The sequence below is a fragment of the Brevundimonas kwangchunensis genome, assembly GCF_039523815.1.
Classification (GTDB): Bacteria; Pseudomonadota; Alphaproteobacteria; order Caulobacterales; family Caulobacteraceae; genus Brevundimonas; species Brevundimonas kwangchunensis.
The window spans coordinates 246,919-265,327 of record NZ_BAAAGA010000001.1 but is presented as its reverse complement, the minus strand read 5'-3'; the positions used below and the strand labels follow the sequence as shown (position 1 = coordinate 265,327).

Annotated in this window: 17 protein-coding genes; 8 read left to right on the top strand and 9 right to left on the bottom strand. The window is 58.9% G+C overall.

Annotation, left to right across the window (positions count from 1 at the left end):
• Positions 1-11 precede the first annotated feature (11 nt).
• The 6 genes from ABDZ95_RS01310 to ABDZ95_RS01285 all read right to left on the bottom strand — a co-directional run bounded on the left by ABDZ95_RS01310 (position 12) and on the right by ABDZ95_RS01285 (position 8,423).
• Positions 12-1,115, bottom strand: a complete 1,104-nt coding sequence (locus tag ABDZ95_RS01310; protein ID WP_343789177.1) for a tetratricopeptide repeat protein — start codon at positions 1,113-1,115, stop codon at positions 12-14.
• A 146-nt stretch (positions 1,116-1,261) separates the two neighbouring features.
• Entirely contained in the window at positions 1,262-3,496 is a 2,235-nt protein-coding gene (locus ABDZ95_RS01305; protein WP_343789174.1) for a GumC family protein, read from the bottom strand.
• Positions 3,497-3,667: 171 nt separating this feature from the next.
• Positions 3,668-4,354: a polysaccharide biosynthesis/export family protein gene (locus tag ABDZ95_RS01300; RefSeq protein WP_343789171.1), complete on the bottom strand. Its 687-nt coding sequence runs from the start codon at positions 4,352-4,354 to the stop codon at positions 3,668-3,670.
• Positions 4,355-4,520: 166 nt separating this feature from the next.
• Complete coding sequence (locus ABDZ95_RS01295) at positions 4,521-6,422, bottom strand: polysaccharide biosynthesis protein (RefSeq protein ID WP_343789168.1); 1,902 nt, start codon at positions 6,420-6,422, stop codon at positions 4,521-4,523.
• Between the two features lie 71 nt (positions 6,423-6,493).
• Complete coding sequence (locus ABDZ95_RS01290) at positions 6,494-7,675, bottom strand: DegT/DnrJ/EryC1/StrS family aminotransferase (RefSeq protein ID WP_343789165.1); 1,182 nt, start codon at positions 7,673-7,675, stop codon at positions 6,494-6,496.
• A complete protein-coding gene (locus tag ABDZ95_RS01285; RefSeq protein ID WP_343789162.1) occupies positions 7,668-8,423 on the bottom strand; it encodes a sugar transferase in 756 nt (251 codons plus the stop codon). The genes ABDZ95_RS01290 and ABDZ95_RS01285 overlap by 8 nt, the downstream gene beginning before the upstream one ends.
• 225 nt (positions 8,424-8,648) lie before the next feature.
• Between ABDZ95_RS01285 and ABDZ95_RS01280 the strand changes: the two genes are divergently transcribed.
• The 3 genes from ABDZ95_RS01280 to ABDZ95_RS01270 are packed head-to-tail and all read left to right on the top strand — an operon-like array spanning position 8,649 to position 12,232.
• Positions 8,649-9,830, top strand: coding sequence for a hypothetical protein (locus ABDZ95_RS01280; RefSeq protein ID WP_343789159.1), 1,182 nt, complete (start codon positions 8,649-8,651; stop codon positions 9,828-9,830).
• A gap of 6 nt (positions 9,831-9,836) precedes the next feature.
• Positions 9,837-11,069 carry a hypothetical protein gene (locus tag ABDZ95_RS01275; RefSeq protein WP_343789155.1) on the top strand — a complete coding sequence of 411 codons (1,233 nt, stop codon included), beginning with the start codon at positions 9,837-9,839 and terminating at the stop codon, positions 11,067-11,069.
• Positions 11,066-12,232, top strand: a complete 1,167-nt coding sequence (locus tag ABDZ95_RS01270; RefSeq protein ID WP_343789152.1) for a glycosyltransferase family 4 protein — start codon at positions 11,066-11,068, stop codon at positions 12,230-12,232. Before ABDZ95_RS01275 ends, ABDZ95_RS01270 begins: the two co-directional genes overlap by 4 nt.
• Before the next feature lie 19 nt (positions 12,233-12,251).
• On the opposite strand, the gene ABDZ95_RS01265 is transcribed toward ABDZ95_RS01270, so the two are convergent.
• Positions 12,252-13,280: a 3-oxoacyl-ACP synthase III family protein gene (locus ABDZ95_RS01265; protein ID WP_343789149.1), complete on the bottom strand. Its 1,029-nt coding sequence runs from the start codon at positions 13,278-13,280 to the stop codon at positions 12,252-12,254.
• On the opposite strand from ABDZ95_RS01265, the gene ABDZ95_RS01260 reads away from it, so the two are divergent.
• Genes ABDZ95_RS01260 through ABDZ95_RS01250 form a run of 3 tightly spaced genes read left to right on the top strand, consistent with a single transcriptional unit; the run spans position 13,262 to position 15,490 of the window.
• Positions 13,262-13,648: a phosphopantetheine-binding protein gene (locus tag ABDZ95_RS01260; RefSeq protein WP_343789146.1), complete on the top strand. Its 387-nt coding sequence runs from the start codon at positions 13,262-13,264 to the stop codon at positions 13,646-13,648. The two genes, ABDZ95_RS01265 and ABDZ95_RS01260, sit on opposite strands and share 19 nt — an antisense overlap.
• A 25-nt stretch (positions 13,649-13,673) precedes the next feature.
• Complete coding sequence (locus tag ABDZ95_RS01255; protein ID WP_343789145.1) at positions 13,674-14,741, top strand: 3-oxoacyl-ACP synthase III family protein; 1,068 nt, start codon at positions 13,674-13,676, stop codon at positions 14,739-14,741.
• Positions 14,738-15,490 (top strand): SDR family NAD(P)-dependent oxidoreductase, encoded by a 753-nt coding sequence (locus ABDZ95_RS01250; protein WP_343789142.1) that lies wholly within the window; start codon positions 14,738-14,740, stop codon positions 15,488-15,490. Before ABDZ95_RS01255 ends, ABDZ95_RS01250 begins: the two co-directional genes overlap by 4 nt.
• Here ABDZ95_RS01250 and ABDZ95_RS01245 read toward each other — a convergent pair.
• Positions 15,475-16,128, bottom strand: coding sequence for an acetyltransferase (locus ABDZ95_RS01245; protein ID WP_343789139.1), 654 nt, complete (start codon positions 16,126-16,128; stop codon positions 15,475-15,477). The genes ABDZ95_RS01250 and ABDZ95_RS01245 overlap by 16 nt on opposite strands.
• Positions 16,129-16,228: 100 nt before the next feature.
• On the opposite strand from ABDZ95_RS01245, the gene ABDZ95_RS01240 reads away from it, so the two are divergent.
• Together ABDZ95_RS01240 and ABDZ95_RS01235 are read left to right on the top strand one after the other, a co-directional pair.
• Complete coding sequence (locus ABDZ95_RS01240; protein ID WP_343789135.1) at positions 16,229-17,341, top strand: aromatic ring-hydroxylating oxygenase subunit alpha; 1,113 nt, start codon at positions 16,229-16,231, stop codon at positions 17,339-17,341.
• A gap of 2 nt (positions 17,342-17,343) precedes the next feature.
• Complete coding sequence (locus ABDZ95_RS01235) at positions 17,344-17,964, top strand: LbetaH domain-containing protein (RefSeq protein WP_343789132.1); 621 nt, start codon at positions 17,344-17,346, stop codon at positions 17,962-17,964.
• Between the two features lie 98 nt (positions 17,965-18,062).
• Here ABDZ95_RS01235 and ABDZ95_RS01230 read toward each other — a convergent pair whose 3' ends face one another.
• Complete coding sequence (locus ABDZ95_RS01230) at positions 18,063-18,287, bottom strand: hypothetical protein (protein ID WP_343789130.1); 225 nt, start codon at positions 18,285-18,287, stop codon at positions 18,063-18,065.
• Positions 18,288-18,409: the final 122 nt, after the last annotated feature.

Genomic DNA, 18,409 nt, shown 5'->3' with positions numbered 1-18,409 from the left:
GAATCTTCCACTCAGGCGCCAGGCGCGCCGATAATCTCGATATCGTCATACCAAGCTGACATTGATGTCCGAAAATCGGCGGGACGCGCATCGAGCAGAAGTTGTTGCGTCTGGCAGTCCTCGGACGGGACGCTCATCGCGATGGAGGCGCTTCGCCAGGTATCCTGGCTGCTGTTGCCCAAATCTGTCGTGTGACGGAGGATTTCGCGATTGCTCTCCAAACAGACGACGCGCCACTCGAAACGAGCTCCCTCGGCGGCGGCAGGCACTCTTTCCCGCAGGCTAAACAGGTAAGCTCCGGAGGATAGCGTCATCAACTGCGAAACCATGGTCGCAGGTGCGAGAGCCCGATAAGAGGCGCGAAGCGCGAGATTGTCGTCTGAGACTTCGTCTTCCGAGACCAGCAACTCGATTCCGGGTCCGGTCGCAAGGCTCCATCCAAATGGCTGCAGTGCAGTGCTCAAGGGGGCGGCGAAGCGTCCGTTATCGACGAAAGGCTGAAGCGCTGGCCGCCGGAGATGCGCTCTCAGATAACGCAGAGCCGGAAGACGGCTTTGGCGGAGAAGGACTTGGTAGATGTCCCGGAGCTCTGCGTCGGTCAGCGGCGCTTCTGTGTTTTGAAGCAGGATGCCGAGGCTGATCAGAACCGGCATTCCCTCGTCGTTGTAGAGCGATTGGAGGTAGGAGGCTCGCCAAGGTGGTCGTGTAGCCAGCAGGTTCGCCAAGATGGGCGCCGCCCGTGTGTCAAGCTTCGCTGCGGTCGTGAACAGGCGGAACGTGCGGTCATACAGGTCAGGCCGTCGACGGACGAGTGTTTCAGCGTGAGCGAAAGCTGACGCATAGTTCCCCTGCCGAAGCCTCTGCTGGATCAACCAAGTATGGCTTGGATCATCGCGCAGGCTCCAGTTGCCCGCCAGCGTCAAGATCTCATCCGCCTGATTGACTTGGCCATTGCTCGAAGCGGCCAAACCACGGACACGCAGAGCGCGGACATTAAAAGGCGCTTTGGCGAGCGCCGCGTCCGAGAGCGTTATCGAGCCATCCACATCGCCTGTCACTAACAGGGCTTCTGCCGCTTTTGCGAGTATCTCTGGCGAGCCGGGGGAGAGGCGCAACCCGAATTCTGGTGGCGCTCGCATCGCGACGGGGGTCTTGACCACCTCCCAGGCAAGCAAAACCGCTACGGCTGTAACGGCATAGGGAACCCAGACTCGCAGAGCCTGTGTCCCCTTTGAAACGTTAGCGTTGCCCACAGCGTCGGTCAGCGCTTTTTCTTGGTATTTGAGGCGTCGTCCCGTGTCCCGTAAGTGTAATCGTAGGCGTAATCATAGCCTCCATACTGCAGCGTCTTGGTATTGAACTTCGTCAATACGGCGCCAAGCAGACGGGCTCGTCCAACCTGTAGGCGGCGGATGGCCCCTCGAGCCTGAGCTCTTCGGGTTCCTCTCGACTCCAGCACAAACACGGTTGCGGATACAGCCGACGCAAGAACCGGCGCGTCCGCGAAGCCAAGAACGGGGGGACCATCGATCACGACATGATCATAGATTGCCTGGGCGTCGGCCAGGACGCGGGTCAGGCGATCGCTCGCCCACAGCTCTGCGGGGTTGGGCGGCAGTGGGCCGCAGGCAATGAAGTCCAACCCCTGATGATCAGTGGCGACCGCGGCGGCGGCCAGTTCCATCGATCCCGACAGGATGTTGCTCATGCCAAACTCGTTCTCCCGTCCAATAACGCGGTGCATTGAGGGGTTACGCAGATCTCCGTCGATCAGCAGAACGCGCTTCCCTGTCCGGGACAGATTGAGCGCGACCGCATACGCCGTTGTCGATTTACCTTCGGCAGGGCGGGTGCTGGTAACCAGCATCGTTGCAGGGCTGCCATTGGGCGTGGAGAACTGAAGAGCGGTGCGCAGCGAGTAATAGGCTTCCGAGAAACCGGACCTGGGATCATCGAGCGCGGCGCGAGGATTCTGACCCTTTTCAAGCAGGGGAGCCACGCCAAGTACCGAAAGACCCAGCTTGCTCTCCACGTCATCCGGGGTTGCGAGCGTTTCATCAAGCGCCTCAATGATTAGCGCTGCCGCCAGGCCGAGGCCAAGACCGAGGACTGCCGCAATTGCGAGGTTGAGGATTAGCTGAGGTTTTGAAGGCTTTGCTGGCGGCATCGCGGCATCGACGATGGAGATGTTGTTCGACGTTACGCCGCCGGTGATCCCGACTTCCTTGTACCGTTGCAGCAATCCGTCATACAGTGTGCGGCTGGTATCCACTTCGCGTTGAAGAATATTGTACTGAACGCTACGGCCCCTCAGGTCGAGTACCTCGCCAACCAAGCCGTTCACTTGGCGTTGAAGCGACGTTTCTTCATTCGCTGCAGCGGAATATTGGCTCTGGATTGATGCGCGAATGCCTACAGCAACGGTGTTGATCTGTGCCGAGAGCTCATCGATTCGCGACTTCAGCTGCACCATTTCCGGGTATTCAGGCTGGTACAGGTTGAGCTTCTGCTGATACTCGGCGACAAATTTTGCGCGCTCTTCCGACAGGCGCTGGATTGATGGATTCTGCACAACGTCGGGAATGGTCATGATCGATCCTGACCGGGCGACCTGCCAACGCTCCTGCGCAGCTACCCGACGCGCCCGCGCGTCGGCGAGGGAGGAACTTAGTGTCGAAAGATTACTCGCGGCGAGAGACAGGGTTTGTCCTTCCGACGAGTTCGCCTCCTGTACGTTAACGATCTGCTGTTGTGTCGCGTAGCCGACCAAGCCCCGCTCAGCCTCTTCAAGCTTGAGCTTCGTCTGGGCAATTCGTTCCTCGAGGAAACGACGTGCATATGCAGAAGACTCATACTTCCGGTCGAGGTTGGCCTGGATGAAGTTTTCGGCAAACGCATTGGCCACACGCGATGACAATTCGGGCGCGGGGCTATTGAAGCTGACGGTGACGAGGCGAGAGCCCCGGACGGGAGCGACGCCGAGGTTCTTCTTTATGATTTCAAGAACGGCCTCCCTGCGGCGAGCTGTGGTGGCCGCTGTCGTTTCACCGCCGCGCGGCGTCACTTCAACGCCGAACTGCTCCAGAAACTCTGGGGACGTGGCCAAGCCAAGATCGTCTACGACCCGCTCAGCCAGCGTGCGGCTGCGGAGAAGCCCGTACTGGGTCTGGAAGAATTCCTCTCCCTGAACCATGGATTCGCGCGGCGCTCCATCATCGACGTCGAGAATCCTGGCCGCCTCACGGTCGATCTGAACCGTCGTTGTCGCAGTGTAGATGGGCGTCATCAGAAGCGTGGCGATCACGCCCAGCACGATCGCGGTGATCAGGGTACCGAGAATGATGAACCGGTGCTTGAGCGCGAGGCGCCAGTATTCTGCAACGTCAAAACTCGGGGCGTCGTTGTCCCAGCGAGAACCATTTGGCGCCTGCCCGGCCGGGGACTCGCTCCCGTAGCGCTGTTCGCCTTGTTTCACCGCGTAGCCTTCACCAAACATTTCTCGAACCATTCAATAACAGCGCAAGCCCGGTTACCTTCGACCTGCACACGCGAGGTCGCGGAGACACATTCGGCTTACTCGCGACCTCAACAGCATTCCGCACAGAACCCGGACCCACTCCACCACGCTTGCTCGGGCAAAAGCTGAAACCCGGCTCCAGTACCACGATCAGAAATAGGTAAAGAAGGCGAGACCCGGCAGCGCGGCGAGAACCTCGCGAAGCGTCGCGTTCAGCCTCGACGTGTCCACGATTACGATGTCGTCCCCCTGAAGGATTGGATCGGTAGCGGTGCCTGAACGGATTGCGCCCAGATCGAACATGGCCACCATTCTTCCCTGCTCGCCTTGCCGGAAGACAGCGACGCTGTCGAGCGCTGCCGTACGCGTTGGTCCTTCAGCCATTGCGACGGCCTGCAGCAAACTCGTGGAGCCGCGCATCTCGTATACACCCGGCTTGGTTACCGCGCCGTCGACTGTGATTTTCTGGCTGGCGGCCTCGACGAGTGCAATATTTACCCTAGGCTGACGAATGTATCGCTCAGCTAGCAGCCTCTCCAGCTCTACAGACAGTTGAAGTGGCGTCAGGCCGGCGGCGTGGACCGAGCCGACCAAGGGCAGCTGAAGATTTCCGGCGGGATCGACGATGATCTCGTCGAACGACAGATCAGCAACCTGGAACACGGTGATCTTCAACTTGTCCGCAGCACCGATGACATAACCTGCCGAAGGCGTTTGGGAAGCGCTTGCAAAGCGCGCGATGTCGAGAGCTCTACCGGCGGCTTCGTCCTGTCTCGCGCCGGTTGACGAGCAGCCAGCAAGACCGGCTACAGCCAGAGAAACAAAGAAAACGCGCATGTCCGGATTCCAACGAGTGGCGTATATGAGTTAGATCGCCCAAGGGGTGACAAGCCTTGTCGTGCTCCCGGCCTTGGAGATGACTTGGATCACTAGCACTAGGACACCCTCGTCCGCCACTCCCAACTCCCGAATCCGCCAGCAAGCGGCACCCTTGAAATCAGCGTCAACTCGTCGCGCCGTGGTCGCTGGCGCCGTTGCGGACCTGGTCGAGCATCCTGAACAGAAGAACCTTCGTGGCCGCCGAGTCGCCCAGTTGCGCCTGCTCTTTCAACAATGCGAGCTCAGTGTCGCCGATGACACCAGTGTCACCACGATCTGAGACTTCGAAAACGCCTTGGTCGCATCGCACTGCCACTTCGGTGCTGTCGACCAGCTCCTCCGTGAGTTTTTCGCCGGGGCGCAATCCTGTGATTCGGATCTCGATCTTGCGCGCCTCCGGCATGTCGCTCAGCCCGATCAATCGTCGGGCGAGGTCCATGATCTTCACCGGCGGTCCCATGTCGAGGACGAACAAACCGGATTGATCAGAGGCGCGCATGCTTACGGAGGCGGTAGCGTGCAAAACCAGCTGAACTGCTTCCGGGATCGTCATGAAGTAGCGTTCGACCTCGGCATGCGTAACCGTGACGGGGCCTCCGCGGCGGATTTGGTCAAGGAAGGTTGGAACAACTGAGCCCGCGGAGCCGAGGACGTTTCCGAACCGAACCACACTGAAGCTGGTGGCGCCGCCAAGTGTTCGGTGGCGCCGAACCACCGACTCGGCGAGGCGCTTGGTTGCGCCCATGACATTTCCGGGGTCGACCGCCTTGTCGGTCGAAATGAAGACCATCTGATCAACATGGTTGACCAATGCTGCCGCTGCGACGTTCGATGTTCCCACCACGTTCGTCAGGACACTTTCACAGGGATGGTGCTCCATGAGCGGGACGTGCTTGAGGGCCGCGGCATGGAAGATGATGTCAGGTTGCTCTTGAGCGACCCAGTGTCGAATTCTATCCGCGTCACGGATGTCGCAGATGATATCGTTGCGCGACATTGTGGGAAAACGGTCGCTTACCTCAATGCTGATCTTGAATAGACCGAACTCCGAGTTATCGAGAAGGCTGAGGTGCGCGCATCCCAAGGCGGCGACCTGTCTGCAAATTTCCGACCCGATGCTGCCGCCCGCGCCCGTCACGAGCACTCGTCTGCCCGAGATCATCTTTCGAATTTCGCCAAAGTCGAGCGCTACCGGCGGACGGGACAACAGGTCTTCGAGATCCAGCTCCCTTAGACTGGTCTTGGGGCCGCTCTCGTTGAGATCGGCGACAACGGAGTGGCGGAGCATGCGCACACCGCTGGCCCGCAGCCGTCCGAGAACCTCGGGGTCGATATCGGCCGGAGCGATGCTGTCGTCTGCAAACAGGATGGCCCGCTTGCTTTCCTGTCTTGAATAGTCATCCAGGGCCTTTCCCGCGGACGGGAATGAAGCGAGGACCTGAACCCCGTGCAGTTCCCGACCTTCGTCACCCTTGTCAGATGTTATCAAGCCCAGCGGCCTGTACTGACGCAACTGGCCACGCGCCCGATCGCGCAAGAATGCCTCTGCTGAATCGAGCTCGCCAATGATGATCAGGTCTTCCTGGTTCTGATCGTCCCCTTTTCCAAGAAAGGGAGCGAAGGCTCGACCGAAAGCTTGCTCGTGCATGGCCCGTCGAATGAGTAGCGCTCCCGAGAAGAACACGACGTCGAGCATCCAGGTCAGAGCGAACATTGAGCGAGGCAGGGTATCGGCCCTGTCGATGACGAAAGCGACGATCAGGAACAGCAGGACTGTGAGGGTCGATGTCCGCAGATTGGTCAGGACGTTCTGGATCGAGGCGTAACGCCATGGCGCGCGGTCAAGCCGCATCACGACGTCGTAGATCGCGCCTAGGCCAACAAAGAACAGCGCGTAGAGACCGGATTGTGAAACAGAGTCGATTAGAGACTCGAGGTTAATATCCCTATGTGTCGCAAGAGAATATGCAATCACTACGGCGGCGAAACGCACAGCCGCTCGTGTCAGGATTTTGTAGATCTTCATCGTTTCGAAGCTCGTCAAGGCGAACTGATCTTTGATCAGGACGCCAAATCAGATTTATCCTTGGTCTGGTTTTACGCGGGTCGCTGTGCGCGCGAGACAACCGATTTTATCGTTTCGCATGTCTTGTCGATCTCGGCTGGCGTAAGTGTGGGGTGAACCAGGAACATGAGGCTCGTCTCGCCAAGGTTCCGGGCAACGGGAAGACGGGAGGCGGGTCGCCAAGGTGTGCCGTCAAAAGCCTTCTCAAGGTAGACCTCGGAACACGAGCCTGAGTAACAGGGCACGCCGTCGGCGTTGATCTCGCCGATTATCCGATCTCTTGTCCAGCCATCCTTCAGAGCTTCGGGGCGAACAAATGCATAAGCCTTATACCAGGCATGGTCTATGGAGTCCGGGATGTCCGGAACGCGAAGCGCCGGCATTTGACGGGCGGCGTCCATGATCGCCTGCGCATTGCTGGCCCTGGTCGTCCGCCAATCCTTCATTCGCCCGAGTTGAACCAGTCCGATTGCGGATTGCACTTCGGTTAGTCTCCAGTTGGTCCCGAAGGTCTCATGCACCCATCGGAAGCCGGCAGGGTGCGCTTTCCTGTAAACTGCATCGAACGATTTACCGTGATCTTTGAAGGACCACATTCGGGTCCACCAATCCGGATTGTCGGTTGTGATCATGCCGCCTTCGCCTGCGGTAGTCATGATCTTGTCCTGACAAAATGACCAGCAGCCGATGTCGCCGAGTGAGCCCACGGACCGACCCTTGTAAAAGGCGCCATGAGCTTGGGCGCAATCTTCCACGAGAAACAGGTCATGGGCGTCCGCCAATGACCTGAAGCCATCCATGTCGCAGGGCCAGCCCGCGAGGTGGACGAGCAGGATCGCTCGGGTCTTTGGTGTCAAAACGCGAGCGACCGTTTCCGGCGTGATGTTCTGGCTGTCCGGATCGACGTCGGCGAAGACGGGCGTGGCGCCCGAGAGAATAATGCTCGACACTGATGCCAGAAATGTTCTCGGAGTGACGACGACTTCGTCTCCTGGCCCGATCCCCAGGGCAAGCCACGCAAGGTCTATCGCGACAGTGCCGTTTGCAACCGCGATCCCGTGCGTTGATCCACACCAGGCGGCGAACTCGTTCTCGAACAAGCGACCTTCCTCGCCGGTCCAGTAATTCACGCGATTGGACATCAGCACCCTGCGCGCGACGTCGCCTTCTTCGTCGGTGAACGAGGGCCAGGGAGAAAAAGGCGTGTTAAGCATCGGGTTCTTTGTCTGACGAGGTTGGCTTGGACTGCGGGGGAGCGGGCCGGTCAAGGGAGGCGAGCTTCTCTGTGGACTGCCTGCATGACGGTTCGATGGCGGCGCTACCCCGGAACGCGGGATACGTAGCGTGACCCTCCGCCGACACGCCTTCTCTCCTCAGCACTTTTGCTACGGTTCCAAAGAGAATCTCAAGATCCATCCGGAACGTGCGATTGTCGACGTACCAGACGTCGTAGGCGAATTTCTCTTCCCAGCTGATCGCGTTCCGCCCCTTCAGTTGAGCCAGGCCGGTAACCCCCGGGCGAACTTCGTGCCGTCGCGCCTGAGCTGGAGAATATAGAGGAAGGTACTGCATAAGCAGAGGGCGCGGGCCAACAAGACTCATGTCTCCAGCGAGCACGTTCAGGAGCGCGGGGAGTTCGTCGAGGCTTGTCGAGCGTAGCCATCTGCCGAAGCCGGACAACCGGTCAATGTCCGGCAACAGGGCTCCATTGACATCCCTGTCGTCGGTCATAGTGCGAAATTTGAGAATCTTGAAGGGTTTGCCGTTGAGGCCGGGACGCTCTTGCCGAAACAGGACGGGGCGGCCAAGCCGGATCGCAACGATACCCGCCAGGAAAAGAAGAGCCGGTGAAAGGACAATCGCGGCCGAAAGTGCGACGGCGAAATCGAACGCTCTTTTCAAGCCTCGCGAGGCGAAGCCTCTACGACGGCCGCTGCCGCCCTGATCAAGGCTGGACGGCATTGATCCTCGCTCGGACTTCCAGTTACAGGTTACGGGCTGGTGCGCCGAAGCATGCTAACCCTCGACAGCTCACCAAGCTGATGCGACGACCTAATGGCCGTAGCGGTTGCGGTCAACCGGCAAACGCTGGCTCTGGAAGCGTGCTTTGGGACGTGTTAGTCGCGGCGCATTGGAGCGATGTGCAGGCCGCGCCGACCTCCCCGTGAGCCAAGGTGCCAAAGTAATATGAGCTACATCGGCATACTGAGCATTTTGGCGGGCTTGGTGGTTGCGCTTCTCGCGTCTCGACTAAAAGCGTTTCGCGGAGTGCGGCATTTTCCGATCATATTCTTCGGCTGGCATCTGATCGCCTGCATTATCGGCTGGTATTTCAGCCTGAGTGATCCGGATCCGGATTCTCTAAAATACTTCAGCTTGGCAAGATACAACATGCCTTTGGGCATCGCTACTGATTTCGTGTATTGGTTTGTTTCTGCGATTTACAGGGTTTTTGATAGTATATCTCATCCGCCCAGCTACTTTGAATATTTTCTTATGTTCAATGTTTTCGGATATGCTGGATGTCTCGTGCTTTCCGGGATGCTGTTTGATGTTGTGAGGGAGTCTCCAAGGCCTCAATGGGAGCTGGTGATCCTGTTTATGTTCTTGCCCGGTGTCAGTTTCTGGACATCCGCCTTGGGAAAGGATTCCATGATTTTTCTTGGGATCGCGCTCATGGTGCGCGGATCCTTGAATATCCGGGGAAGGCTGGTTTCATTTTTGCTTGGAATGGCCTTGATATTTATCATCAGGCCTCACGTTGGTATCTTGGCTGGCGCCGCTGCCGTTGCGCCGTTTGCATTGGACAAGCGGTTGTCCGTGCAGGTGAAGGTCATCAGCTTGATGGCTTTGGCAGTCGCGGCCGTGGTCCTGGCGCCAGTGGTCATGAGGGTTGCGGGGGTTGAATCGCTCGATCCCACCACGATCTCCAACTACGTCAGTGAGCGGCAAGGATACAATATAGAAGGGGCTGGCGGGGTCGATATTAGTAACTACAACCCGTTATTCCGCGTTTTCACCTATATGTTCCGGCCGTTGTTCATCGACGCTTCGGGGGCGCTTGGACTGATCCTGTCGGCGGAAAATCTCGTTCTCCTCTCGCTGGTGGTTCTTATCCTGGCGCGAGGATGGCCGGAGTTCGTGAAGTTGATGGTCCGGCCTGAGATGCTTTTCAATCTGGCTTTCTTTGTTCTGGCGCTGGGACTATTTTCGCAAACCACCAGCAATCTGGGCATCGCTGCGCGTCAGAAGATGATGTTGATGCCCAGTCTTTACTTGCTGCTTGTAGCGACAGCGACGATGCGGGCGGCGAGATCTGGACGTTTTCCTCCGCCGCGGCGCACACTGGTCGGCCCGACCGGGAGATAGAGACCTATGAGGCTGCTGTCTCGTCAAGGCGTGGCCATCAGCCTTGTTCTGGTGTTGGCCGCCCGTTGCATCGCCTCCTTGGCTGGGCTTCTGATTATTCCGCTGATCGGTATGAGCGGGGCTGCTGCCTACGGTGACTTCTCGATAGAGTACGGTTCCGCCTTGGCTTTCAGTGCGTTTTTCAGCGCCCTTCCGATGCAGGCGGCTTTGCGAGGCTACGACCCGTCGGAAGATGCTTCCAAGTTTGAAGCCTTCAGCGTCCTTTGCGGCCTGGCCGCTGCAATGGTCACGCTTCTGTTCATGATCTCCCAGGCGTCGCTTGCCGTGTCCGTAGCCGCGTCCGCTTTCGTAGGGCTGCAAGTCGTTTCGGTGGGGCTCCTAACCATTGTCCAGGTTGAACGGGGTGCTGTACGCCCTGCGGTTCTTGAACTGGCGCGCGGGCTGCTAACGCTCGTTCTCATCGGTCTGGTGGTGTTGGCGGGAACGTCACTGGACTCTGTCGTGGCATTCCTCTTGTTGGCAGGCGGCTATGGAGTTCAGATGGGCCTGCTGTCGAAGCGGTTGAAGTGGCCCGGACCCACACATGCCGGAGAGTTTGTCCGCATGGCTTCGTTGGGGGTGCTGATAGCGGCGTGGCTTCTGTTGGGAAGCTCGATCTACCTGATTGCAAAATGGATGGTTCGGCCGGACCTGACGGTGGCGGCGTTCGCCAGCTTTACCTACCAGCTCGATATCGTAGCGCGTATTATCGGCCTGACCGGCGCCATCGCAATCACCAATTTCCTGACGCCTTTCGCTGCGGCTGCGCGGACTGGCGACGGGCTTGAGTTCCGCGCAACGCTGGTCGCGGCGACCGGGGTTCATATTGGTCTGTCCGTCGCTGCCGGACTTGTGGTCGCGGGGGCGACCGTCATCGGCGCTCCGATCTGGAACGTCTCTCCCGAACCTGTGTTTCTGGCGATGATCTGGCTGGTTGTCACGGCGCTACAATTCATGCCGATTGCCCACAAATGGCTTGAACTAACGCGAGGCGGCGCTCGCCCGCTGGCGTGTCTTGTGGCTGCAAACCTGGTGCTTGTGGCCGTTTATGCCGGTTCGCGGGAGTGGCTTCCAGACGGGTTCGAGCCATCCGTAGGCATCCTGACTGCGCTTTTGGTCGCCGCCACGCTCTATGTTTCGCTTGTCCTTGCGTCTCTGCTCCGAGCCTTGCGAGACCAACAGGGGTTAGAAAGGCCATGAGTATGCGCATCCTGCATCTCAGCAAGACGTCCGAAGGCGGGGGGTGGGCTTTCGCCCAGGTGCGAGATCTTCGGCGGAGGGGAATCGACGTTCATATAGTCCTGCCTTCCCGCAGCGGATTTGCCGATGCCTATGAAGGGATCGGCGCAACGGTCCATGTCCTGCCGATCAGCCTGGCTCGTGTGGCTTCTCTGGAAACCCGTCGCGCTTTTCGTAGGCTGGTCGCCGAGACGTCTCCGGACATCATTCATTCCCATTTCGTCTCGACAACCTTGTTTATGAGGCTGGTTCTCGGGCGCGCGCATCCGGTTCCCAGAGTGTTTCAGGTCCCCGGACCTCTTCATCTCGAGACAGCCGCCATCCGATCAGCGGAAATCCTCACCGCCGGTCCCTCGGACAACTGGCTGGGGGCATGCAGGCGGACGGTCCAGTACTATAGAGATGCGGGCGTCCCTGCCGGCCGGGTCGGTCTTTGCTATTATGGGGGGGATTGGGAGCGGCTGGAGGGAGACCCGGATCCTGCGGTGGATCTTGGTGAGCTGGACGGTCGCTCGGCAGCCGTCAAAATCGGCATGGTCGCGTACGTGTATCCACCCAAGAAGTGGCTCGGGCAGCGTCGAGGGATCAAGGGACATGAGGACCTGATCGATGCACTCGCGCTTCTTCGAGGAAGAGGCTGGGATGTGCACGGCGTCTTTGCCGGAGGGCCTTGGGGCGATGCAGCGCAATACTACAGCGAAGTGCGGGACTACGGCACCAAGGTGCTCGGCGATCGTGCGCATTTCCTTGGGACCCGGTCGGATGTGCGGGACATCTACGCATCGCTGGATGTCGCAGTGCACCCTTCTCACTCGGAGAACCTTGGCGGGGCGGCAGATTCCTTGTTCCTTGGAGTTCCCACCGTCGCGACCTCAGTAGGAGGTTTTCCCGATATCGTGCGACCGGGACTTACAGGGCGCCTCGCTGCTCCAAAGAACCCTGCAAGCCTCGCGGATCAAATCGAAGCGGTGCTCAGAGAACCTGTGCTCGCCCGCGAGCAGGCAAGAGCGGGCGGGGGGCTTGTGAGCAGAAACCTCACGATCAGAGCTACAGGGGATGTTCTGATCTCTCACTACGAGGGATTGATACGCGATCGCGCCGTACACCCCTGGAGTGGTTTCTGATAGGCCCAGGCCTGACCGGTCAGGAGATGTCGGGCGACCATTCCACGGCCAAACTGCCCCACGAATATCCCACACCGAAGCCGGACAGCATGACCTTGCTTCCCGGCTTCAGTACGCCGGCATCAATGGCTTGGCGAAGGGCGATAGGGATAGTAGCGGAGACTGTGTTGCCGATCTCGGACATCCCGTTCCAACTACGGTCTGCGGGGACCTTCAGGCGCTGGGTCAGGGTGTCGATAACAAGTTTGCTGGCCTGATGAAGAACCAGAAGGTCCAACTCATCCACACTCCAGTTGGCGTTCGCCAACGCCTTCGCAACCGAGCCCGGTATGCGCTTGAGGGTGAACATGAGGATCTCACGGCCATTCATGAAAAGGTTGGCGTCGGTCCGAACGTTGCCGGATTCGTCCGTGCTTTCCTCATGGGTCGCGTCTCTTTGCCTGAAACCGCCTGCCGGTACGATCAGGTTGTGAGCGCCGCTCCCATCGCTGCCGAGATCGGGTGAGTAGATCGAAGTTCTGTCGCTTCCCGACCGGACGATCGTCGCGGCCGCGCCGTCGCCGAATACGCTGCGAACGCTTCGATCCAGCGGGTGGATCAGCTTCGTGTAGGTGTCCGCGGTCAGGATCAGAATGGTTGATCTTTGTCCGGACTCGATCAGTGCTTTCGCAAGGCCAAGGCAATACACATAACCCGAGCAGCCCAGATTAATGTCGAGAGTGCCTGCGGACGACGGAATTCCAAGGCGATCCTGAATAATGCATGCGCTCGTGGGTAGTATGTAATCCGGCGTCTGCGTGCAGAAGATAAGAAAGTCTATAGATTCACGATACTCGGGCTGTTCTGTGAACAGTTCTTCAGCAGCCCGACATGCCATGTCCAGCGCCGTCTCGGACTCATCCGATTTGCGACGAGAAAGAATCCCCGTTTTTTCCGCCACCTTGTCCATATTCCAGGTCGGCGCAAATGCCGCAAGGTCAGCGTTTGTCTCCGAGCGAGCGGGAAGATACGTGCTGATCGCGCTGATGTATGACCAATTTTGCGCCATGCCTGTGCTCCGGATTCTTCGACCGTGGTTCCCGGCTCAGCGCCGCATTATCTGCGGACTGGGCGCTCGCCGCAGCCTTGCAATTGAGGCTGCGATCATTAAGTGTCCCGGGAATCTCGCTGTTATCTACCCTACATGGATCGCTTATGTCTCCTGAGACCTTCCTTCAAGAATTTTCTGAGATTCTCGAGATCGAGGTCAGCGAAATCAGCCTTGAAACCAAGCTGTCGGATCTTTCGATCTGGGATTCGATCAATGTGCTTGGTTACATGATGATGGTGGACGAGAAGGCGGGACGTCAGGTCGATCCTGATAGCGTCAAGAATGCCGAGACTGTGGGTGACCTCTACAATCTCGCCGTCGGATAATACTGGTCGCCTTGGAGGCGCGAAGTTGGGTGCTCGTATTAAGGGTGTGCGTATCGCGGGTATATCTGCGGTAACGCCCCGACATGTTGTCGAAAATGATCAACTCTCCCAGTTCGGTGAAGAAGAACGGGTCAAGTTGATCAACACTACCGGGATCGCCCGGCGCCGCGTTGTGGATGGCGACGTATGTACCTCTGACCTTTGCTTGGAGGCTGCTCGCGACGTCATGTCTGCGGCTGGTGTGTCGCCCGACGAGATTGGCCTCCTCGTATTTGTCAGTCAAACACCTGACTATGTTCTGCCCGCTACCTCGATAGTCCTGGTCAATCGGTTAGGCCTCAAGACCAGTTGTGCTGCGTTCGACGTCAATCTCGGCTGCTCGGGATACACTTACGGACTGTGGCAGGTCGGAGCGCTGCTTCCCAGCACCGGGGCTCGCTATGCTCTTCTGTTGGTCGGCGACACGATTAGCCGGATCGTTTCGGACGAGGACAAGTCTGCGTTGGCGTTGTTTGGTGATGCGGGGACCGCTACCCTGGTGGAAGTCTCCCCGGACGCGCCGGACATCTTCTTCGACCTTGGGTCTGACGGGGGGGGCGCGAAAAACCTGATCGTCGAGGCGGGTGGATTCAGGCATCGAACAAGAATGTCTGATCTTGAACGTCAGGCGGGTCGTGACGGAAACCGTAGGTCTGCGGTTGAGCTTTTTATGGACGGGCCCCAGGTTCTTAACTTCACCCTTCGAGAGATTCCAAAAAGCGTGAAGTCCACGGTCGCTGAGGCGGGATGGGCGATGTCCGACGTGGATGCTTTCGTCTTCCACCAAGCCAACAAGATCATGCTTGACTACTTGGCGAAGCGTTCCGGGGTCCCGCCCGAGGCGATGGGCTTCTCTATCGGCGAGTACGGCAACACCAGTTCGGCGACGATTCCGCTGACCCTGGCTTATGCTTTCGCCGACCGCTTGGCGGAAGGGTCGATGAAGTTGCTTCTCTCCGGATTCGGCGTGGGGTGGTCGTGGGCCAGTTGCGCAATCGAGGTCGGCCCAATTCCGAAGCCAACGATCAGGGAAGTGGAGTTCCAGACAGCGTGACCCCTCTGGACAACAAGATAATCCTGATCACCGGCGCATCGTCTGGCATCGGCGCCGGAGTGGCCTCGATGGCAGCGGCCCGTGGCGCCCGGATCGCGGCGCACGGGCGAGACGCGGGCAAGCTTGATGCGCTTCTGGGCAGTTTGCCGGGAGAAGGGCACGAGAAGTTTTCGTTCGATCTCGCTGATCCCTCGGCCAAGCCGGAAGAACTCGTCGAGTCCGTCGTTAAGCAGATGGGGCCGATTGATGGCCTGGTTCATTCCGCCGGCTATGGTCGCATTGAGCCGCTCAAGCTTACGCGAGCCGAGGAGCTTGATCGTCTTTGGCGCTTGAACGTTTCATCTGCAATTTTGATGTGCAAGGCGCTCAGGAAACCTGCAAATCATAGGCAGGGATGCAGCGTCGTTCTGATCTCGTCAGTTGCGGGGCTCAAAGGACGGCCTGGCCAAGTCGCCTATGCTGCGACCAAAGGCGCGTTGATCGCGATGGTTCGTGCCATGGCTCTGGAAGTCGTCCGGGACGGGATGCGCGTCAACACAATCGCGCCGGCCATGGTGCGGACGGCGCTTTTTGACGAGATGTCCAAGGCGAACTCTGGCGAGACTATGAAGGCTATTCTAGCCGAACACCCCTCCGGCCTCGGAGAACCGGCTGATGTGGGGTCGATGGCCTGCTTCCTGCTCTCCGAAGAGGCGCGCTGGGTGACTGGCGCCACATTCCCGGTCGATGGAGGCTATACGGCCAGCTGAGGTAACTGCCTTGCCGGGTTGCCGCCGACTTTTGCTCCCGCCGGCGCCGACCTCATGATGATCGACCCTGCGTTTGACGCTACACCGTCTCCTACCTCGACACGAGGCAGCACGACAGAATGAGAACCGAGGAAGACGCCTCTTCCAAGGGACGCGCCACCGTTCACGATGCAGCAGCCAGTGATGACTGAGCCTGCTCCTACAATCGCATCATGACCGACCGCCGCGTTGAAGCCGATGGCGACGTGTAGTCCGACCTTGGCGTCAACAGACACAAACGCGCCCGGGCCGACCACGCAGCCCGAACCCAGTACGGCGCGCTCGGAGATCACCGCAGACGGGTGGATCACCGACGCATAGGCAGCGCCTTTGGCGTCCAGCCTTTCTGCAATTGCCAGTCGGCCCGCAGGCGAGCCTAAGGCAATGCAGAACACATCGTCGGCGCCGGGGGCGAGATTCTCGACAGCGCAACGAACGCTGACCCCGACGTCGAAGTTATCTAGGCTCGCAGCATGGTCGTCGATGAAACCGCCGATCAGGAAATCCGTCTTTCCCGCAGCGACGGCGTCGCGAGCAAAGCCGAGAACTTCCCTTCCAAAGCCGCCCGCGCCGACAATCCATAGTGTTTTCACAGGCATCTTCCGTATCGCAATCGCCGAAAATAAACTACTTCCCCAAGCTATTGGGAGCCTCGATCCTGAAGGGTCGGACGGACCGCTATAGCTTGGAGCGCGCGCAATGTCACAGTCGGAGATGCGGCAATCGAGGGTCGACCCTGCCATCTACACGGACCCCGAAATTTATCGCGGCGAGTGCCAGGCGATCGAGGACGATGCCTGGAATTATCTTGGCCTCGTGTCGGATCTTCCCGCCCGAAATAGTTTCCTGACGGTTAGTGTCGCCAGACGATCCGTGATCGTGCAGAATTTTGCTGACGGCATCAAGGTATTCGACAATGTGTGCGGGCATCGCGCATGCCGAATACGTTCGGAGCCCAAAGGTAGCGGTCCTATTCGTTGCCCCTATCATAGCTGGACATTCGGTTCTGATGGCGCTCCCATTGCTATCCCTAACAATGACGAATGCTTTGGTATTAACGATGATAATCGCTCCCAGTTCTCCCTGAATGCATGGAGGGTGGAGCTGTGCGGGCGTTTTGTTTTTGCAAAGCGCCGAAATGGAGGGGGAAATCTTAGAGATTATCTTTCGGATTTCTTCGCCCCTCTGGAGCAAATGTCAAATGCGATTGGAGAAGAGGTGGCGTCCGACACTTGGGAGTTCGACGCCAATTGGAAGATTTGCATCGAGAATACACTCGATGAGTATCACGCAAACTTCGTTCACCCGACCACCTTCCGAAATCTCCTCAGCTCCGGATTCCAGTACGAGTATGCCGGACGGCATTCCGGTGTTGTAACGCGCGCCACGGACGAGGCCTTGGCCCGGTGGAGAAAAATTGACCGCATGATCGGCGATCGGCCGATCGCCAACGAAAATTATCAGCATGTGATCGCCTTTCCGCTCACGACGTTCGCATCAACCTTCGGTGCAACTTTCAGCATTCAGGCGTTTACGCCCCTGACGCCGACACGGACTCGTTTCACAAGCCGGCTGTTTCTGACCGAAGGTGTGAGCTCGGCGCAGGTAAAGGCCGTACTCGGCGACTCGGCGGCGACGTTTAACCGGCAAGTCTTCTCCGAAGACAAGGAAGTCTGCGAACTAATGCAACTCGGCATCGCAGAGGGTAGCGGCCGAGTGGTCACTGGTAAGTATGAGCAACGCATCCGCCATTTCCAGGAAACGATGGCTGTCTTCTGCGCCGAGGCTGCCCTTAAGACGGGGCGGACCTGATCGTGGCCAACGTCGCGATACTGGGCAGCGGCGGCTTCGCCAAGGAGGTCGCGGAACTGGCAAGGCTCAACGGCCACCAAGTGGTGTCCTGCTATTCGGTTGCCGCCGGCGCGTTCGAGACACTCCACCGCGGCTATCTCGCCGAGATGCAGCGGGATCGGAATCAGTTCGAGGCTGTCGTGCTCGGTATCGGCGCCACTGATCGCCGGTCACTTTCAATCAGGCGGGGATTGGTGGATTGGCTGCTTGAGAACCGGTTCGCTTGCCCGGCGGTCGTTTCGCCATCTGCGGTTTGTGCGGAGGGCGTTGTTCTTGGTCCGGGCGTGGTCGTCGCCCATGGCGCGATTCTCGGCGTAGACAGCCGGATCGATGCGTTCTCGGTATGTAACTCCGGGAGCATGATCGGGCATGATGCAAGAGTCGGCTCAAATGTCGTCGTGGCTCCCGGGGCGTTTCTGGGTGGCAACGTCTCGGTTGGCCAAAACAGTCTGATTGGACCGCTTTCAAAGGTGCTGCAGGGAATCACGCTCGGGGAGGACACTCTTGTCGGGGTGGGGTGTCTGGCATTGCGAGATTTGTCTGCGGGGCAGACAATCTGGCCGCGCTTCGACCAAGCCCGGTAAGAGCGAGCAGTGGCAGAGATTGAGCCGCAGAGTGGAAAAAACCCCCGCCGCTCTCGCGACGGGGGCTCTGTTTTCCGGGATTGATCCCGAAGGTCGTATCAGTCGCTTTCGCTGTCGTCGTCGGTGGCGACAACAACGGCGCCGACCAGAACGGCGGCGCCGATCAGCAGGACCGGCAGCGGCACGGCGGCGAATTCGCTCGACTCACCGGCGGCAGCGCCGACGCGGTCGCCGACGCGGACAGCGGCGGTGTTGTTGGCGGCGGCGGCTTGACCCGCGACGAGCAGGACGCCCAGGGCGACTGCGGCAATGGCTTTTTTCATGTGATGCTCCTCACGAGTGTGAACGCTAATGAATCCGAAGGTTGCATGATGCGCCCTGGAATTCCATCCATGATCCAACGGGTTCGCGAAAAACAGGTTAAGGCGTTGCGCTGAATCCTCAC

Excerpts from the sequence above, each read along its gene's own strand:
- ABDZ95_RS01245 (WP_343789139.1), bottom strand. The coding sequence starts at position 16,128 with ATGCCTGTGAAAACACTATGGATTGTCGGCGCGGGCGGCTTTGGAAGG.
- ABDZ95_RS01265 (WP_343789149.1), bottom strand. The coding sequence starts at position 13,280 with ATGGCGCAAAATTGGTCATACATCAGCGCGATCAGCACGTATCTTCCC.
- ABDZ95_RS01305 (WP_343789174.1), bottom strand. The coding sequence starts at position 3,496 with ATGTTTGGTGAAGGCTACGCGGTGAAACAAGGCGAACAGCGCTACGGG.
- ABDZ95_RS01285 (WP_343789162.1), bottom strand. The coding sequence starts at position 8,423 with ATGCCGTCCAGCCTTGATCAGGGCGGCAGCGGCCGTCGTAGAGGCTTC.
- ABDZ95_RS01230 (WP_343789130.1), bottom strand. The coding sequence starts at position 18,287 with ATGAAAAAAGCCATTGCCGCAGTCGCCCTGGGCGTCCTGCTCGTCGCG.
- ABDZ95_RS01295 (WP_343789168.1), bottom strand. The coding sequence starts at position 6,422 with ATGAAGATCTACAAAATCCTGACACGAGCGGCTGTGCGTTTCGCCGCC.
- ABDZ95_RS01300 (WP_343789171.1), bottom strand. The coding sequence starts at position 4,354 with ATGCGCGTTTTCTTTGTTTCTCTGGCTGTAGCCGGTCTTGCTGGCTGC.
- ABDZ95_RS01270 (WP_343789152.1), top strand. The coding sequence starts at position 11,066 with ATGAGTATGCGCATCCTGCATCTCAGCAAGACGTCCGAAGGCGGGGGG.
- ABDZ95_RS01275 (WP_343789155.1), top strand. The coding sequence starts at position 9,837 with ATGAGGCTGCTGTCTCGTCAAGGCGTGGCCATCAGCCTTGTTCTGGTG.
- ABDZ95_RS01280 (WP_343789159.1), top strand. The coding sequence starts at position 8,649 with ATGAGCTACATCGGCATACTGAGCATTTTGGCGGGCTTGGTGGTTGCG.
- ABDZ95_RS01240 (WP_343789135.1), top strand. The coding sequence starts at position 16,229 with ATGTCACAGTCGGAGATGCGGCAATCGAGGGTCGACCCTGCCATCTAC.
- ABDZ95_RS01290 (WP_343789165.1), bottom strand. The coding sequence starts at position 7,675 with ATGCTTAACACGCCTTTTTCTCCCTGGCCCTCGTTCACCGACGAAGAA.
- ABDZ95_RS01260 (WP_343789146.1), top strand. The coding sequence starts at position 13,262 with ATGACCAATTTTGCGCCATGCCTGTGCTCCGGATTCTTCGACCGTGGT.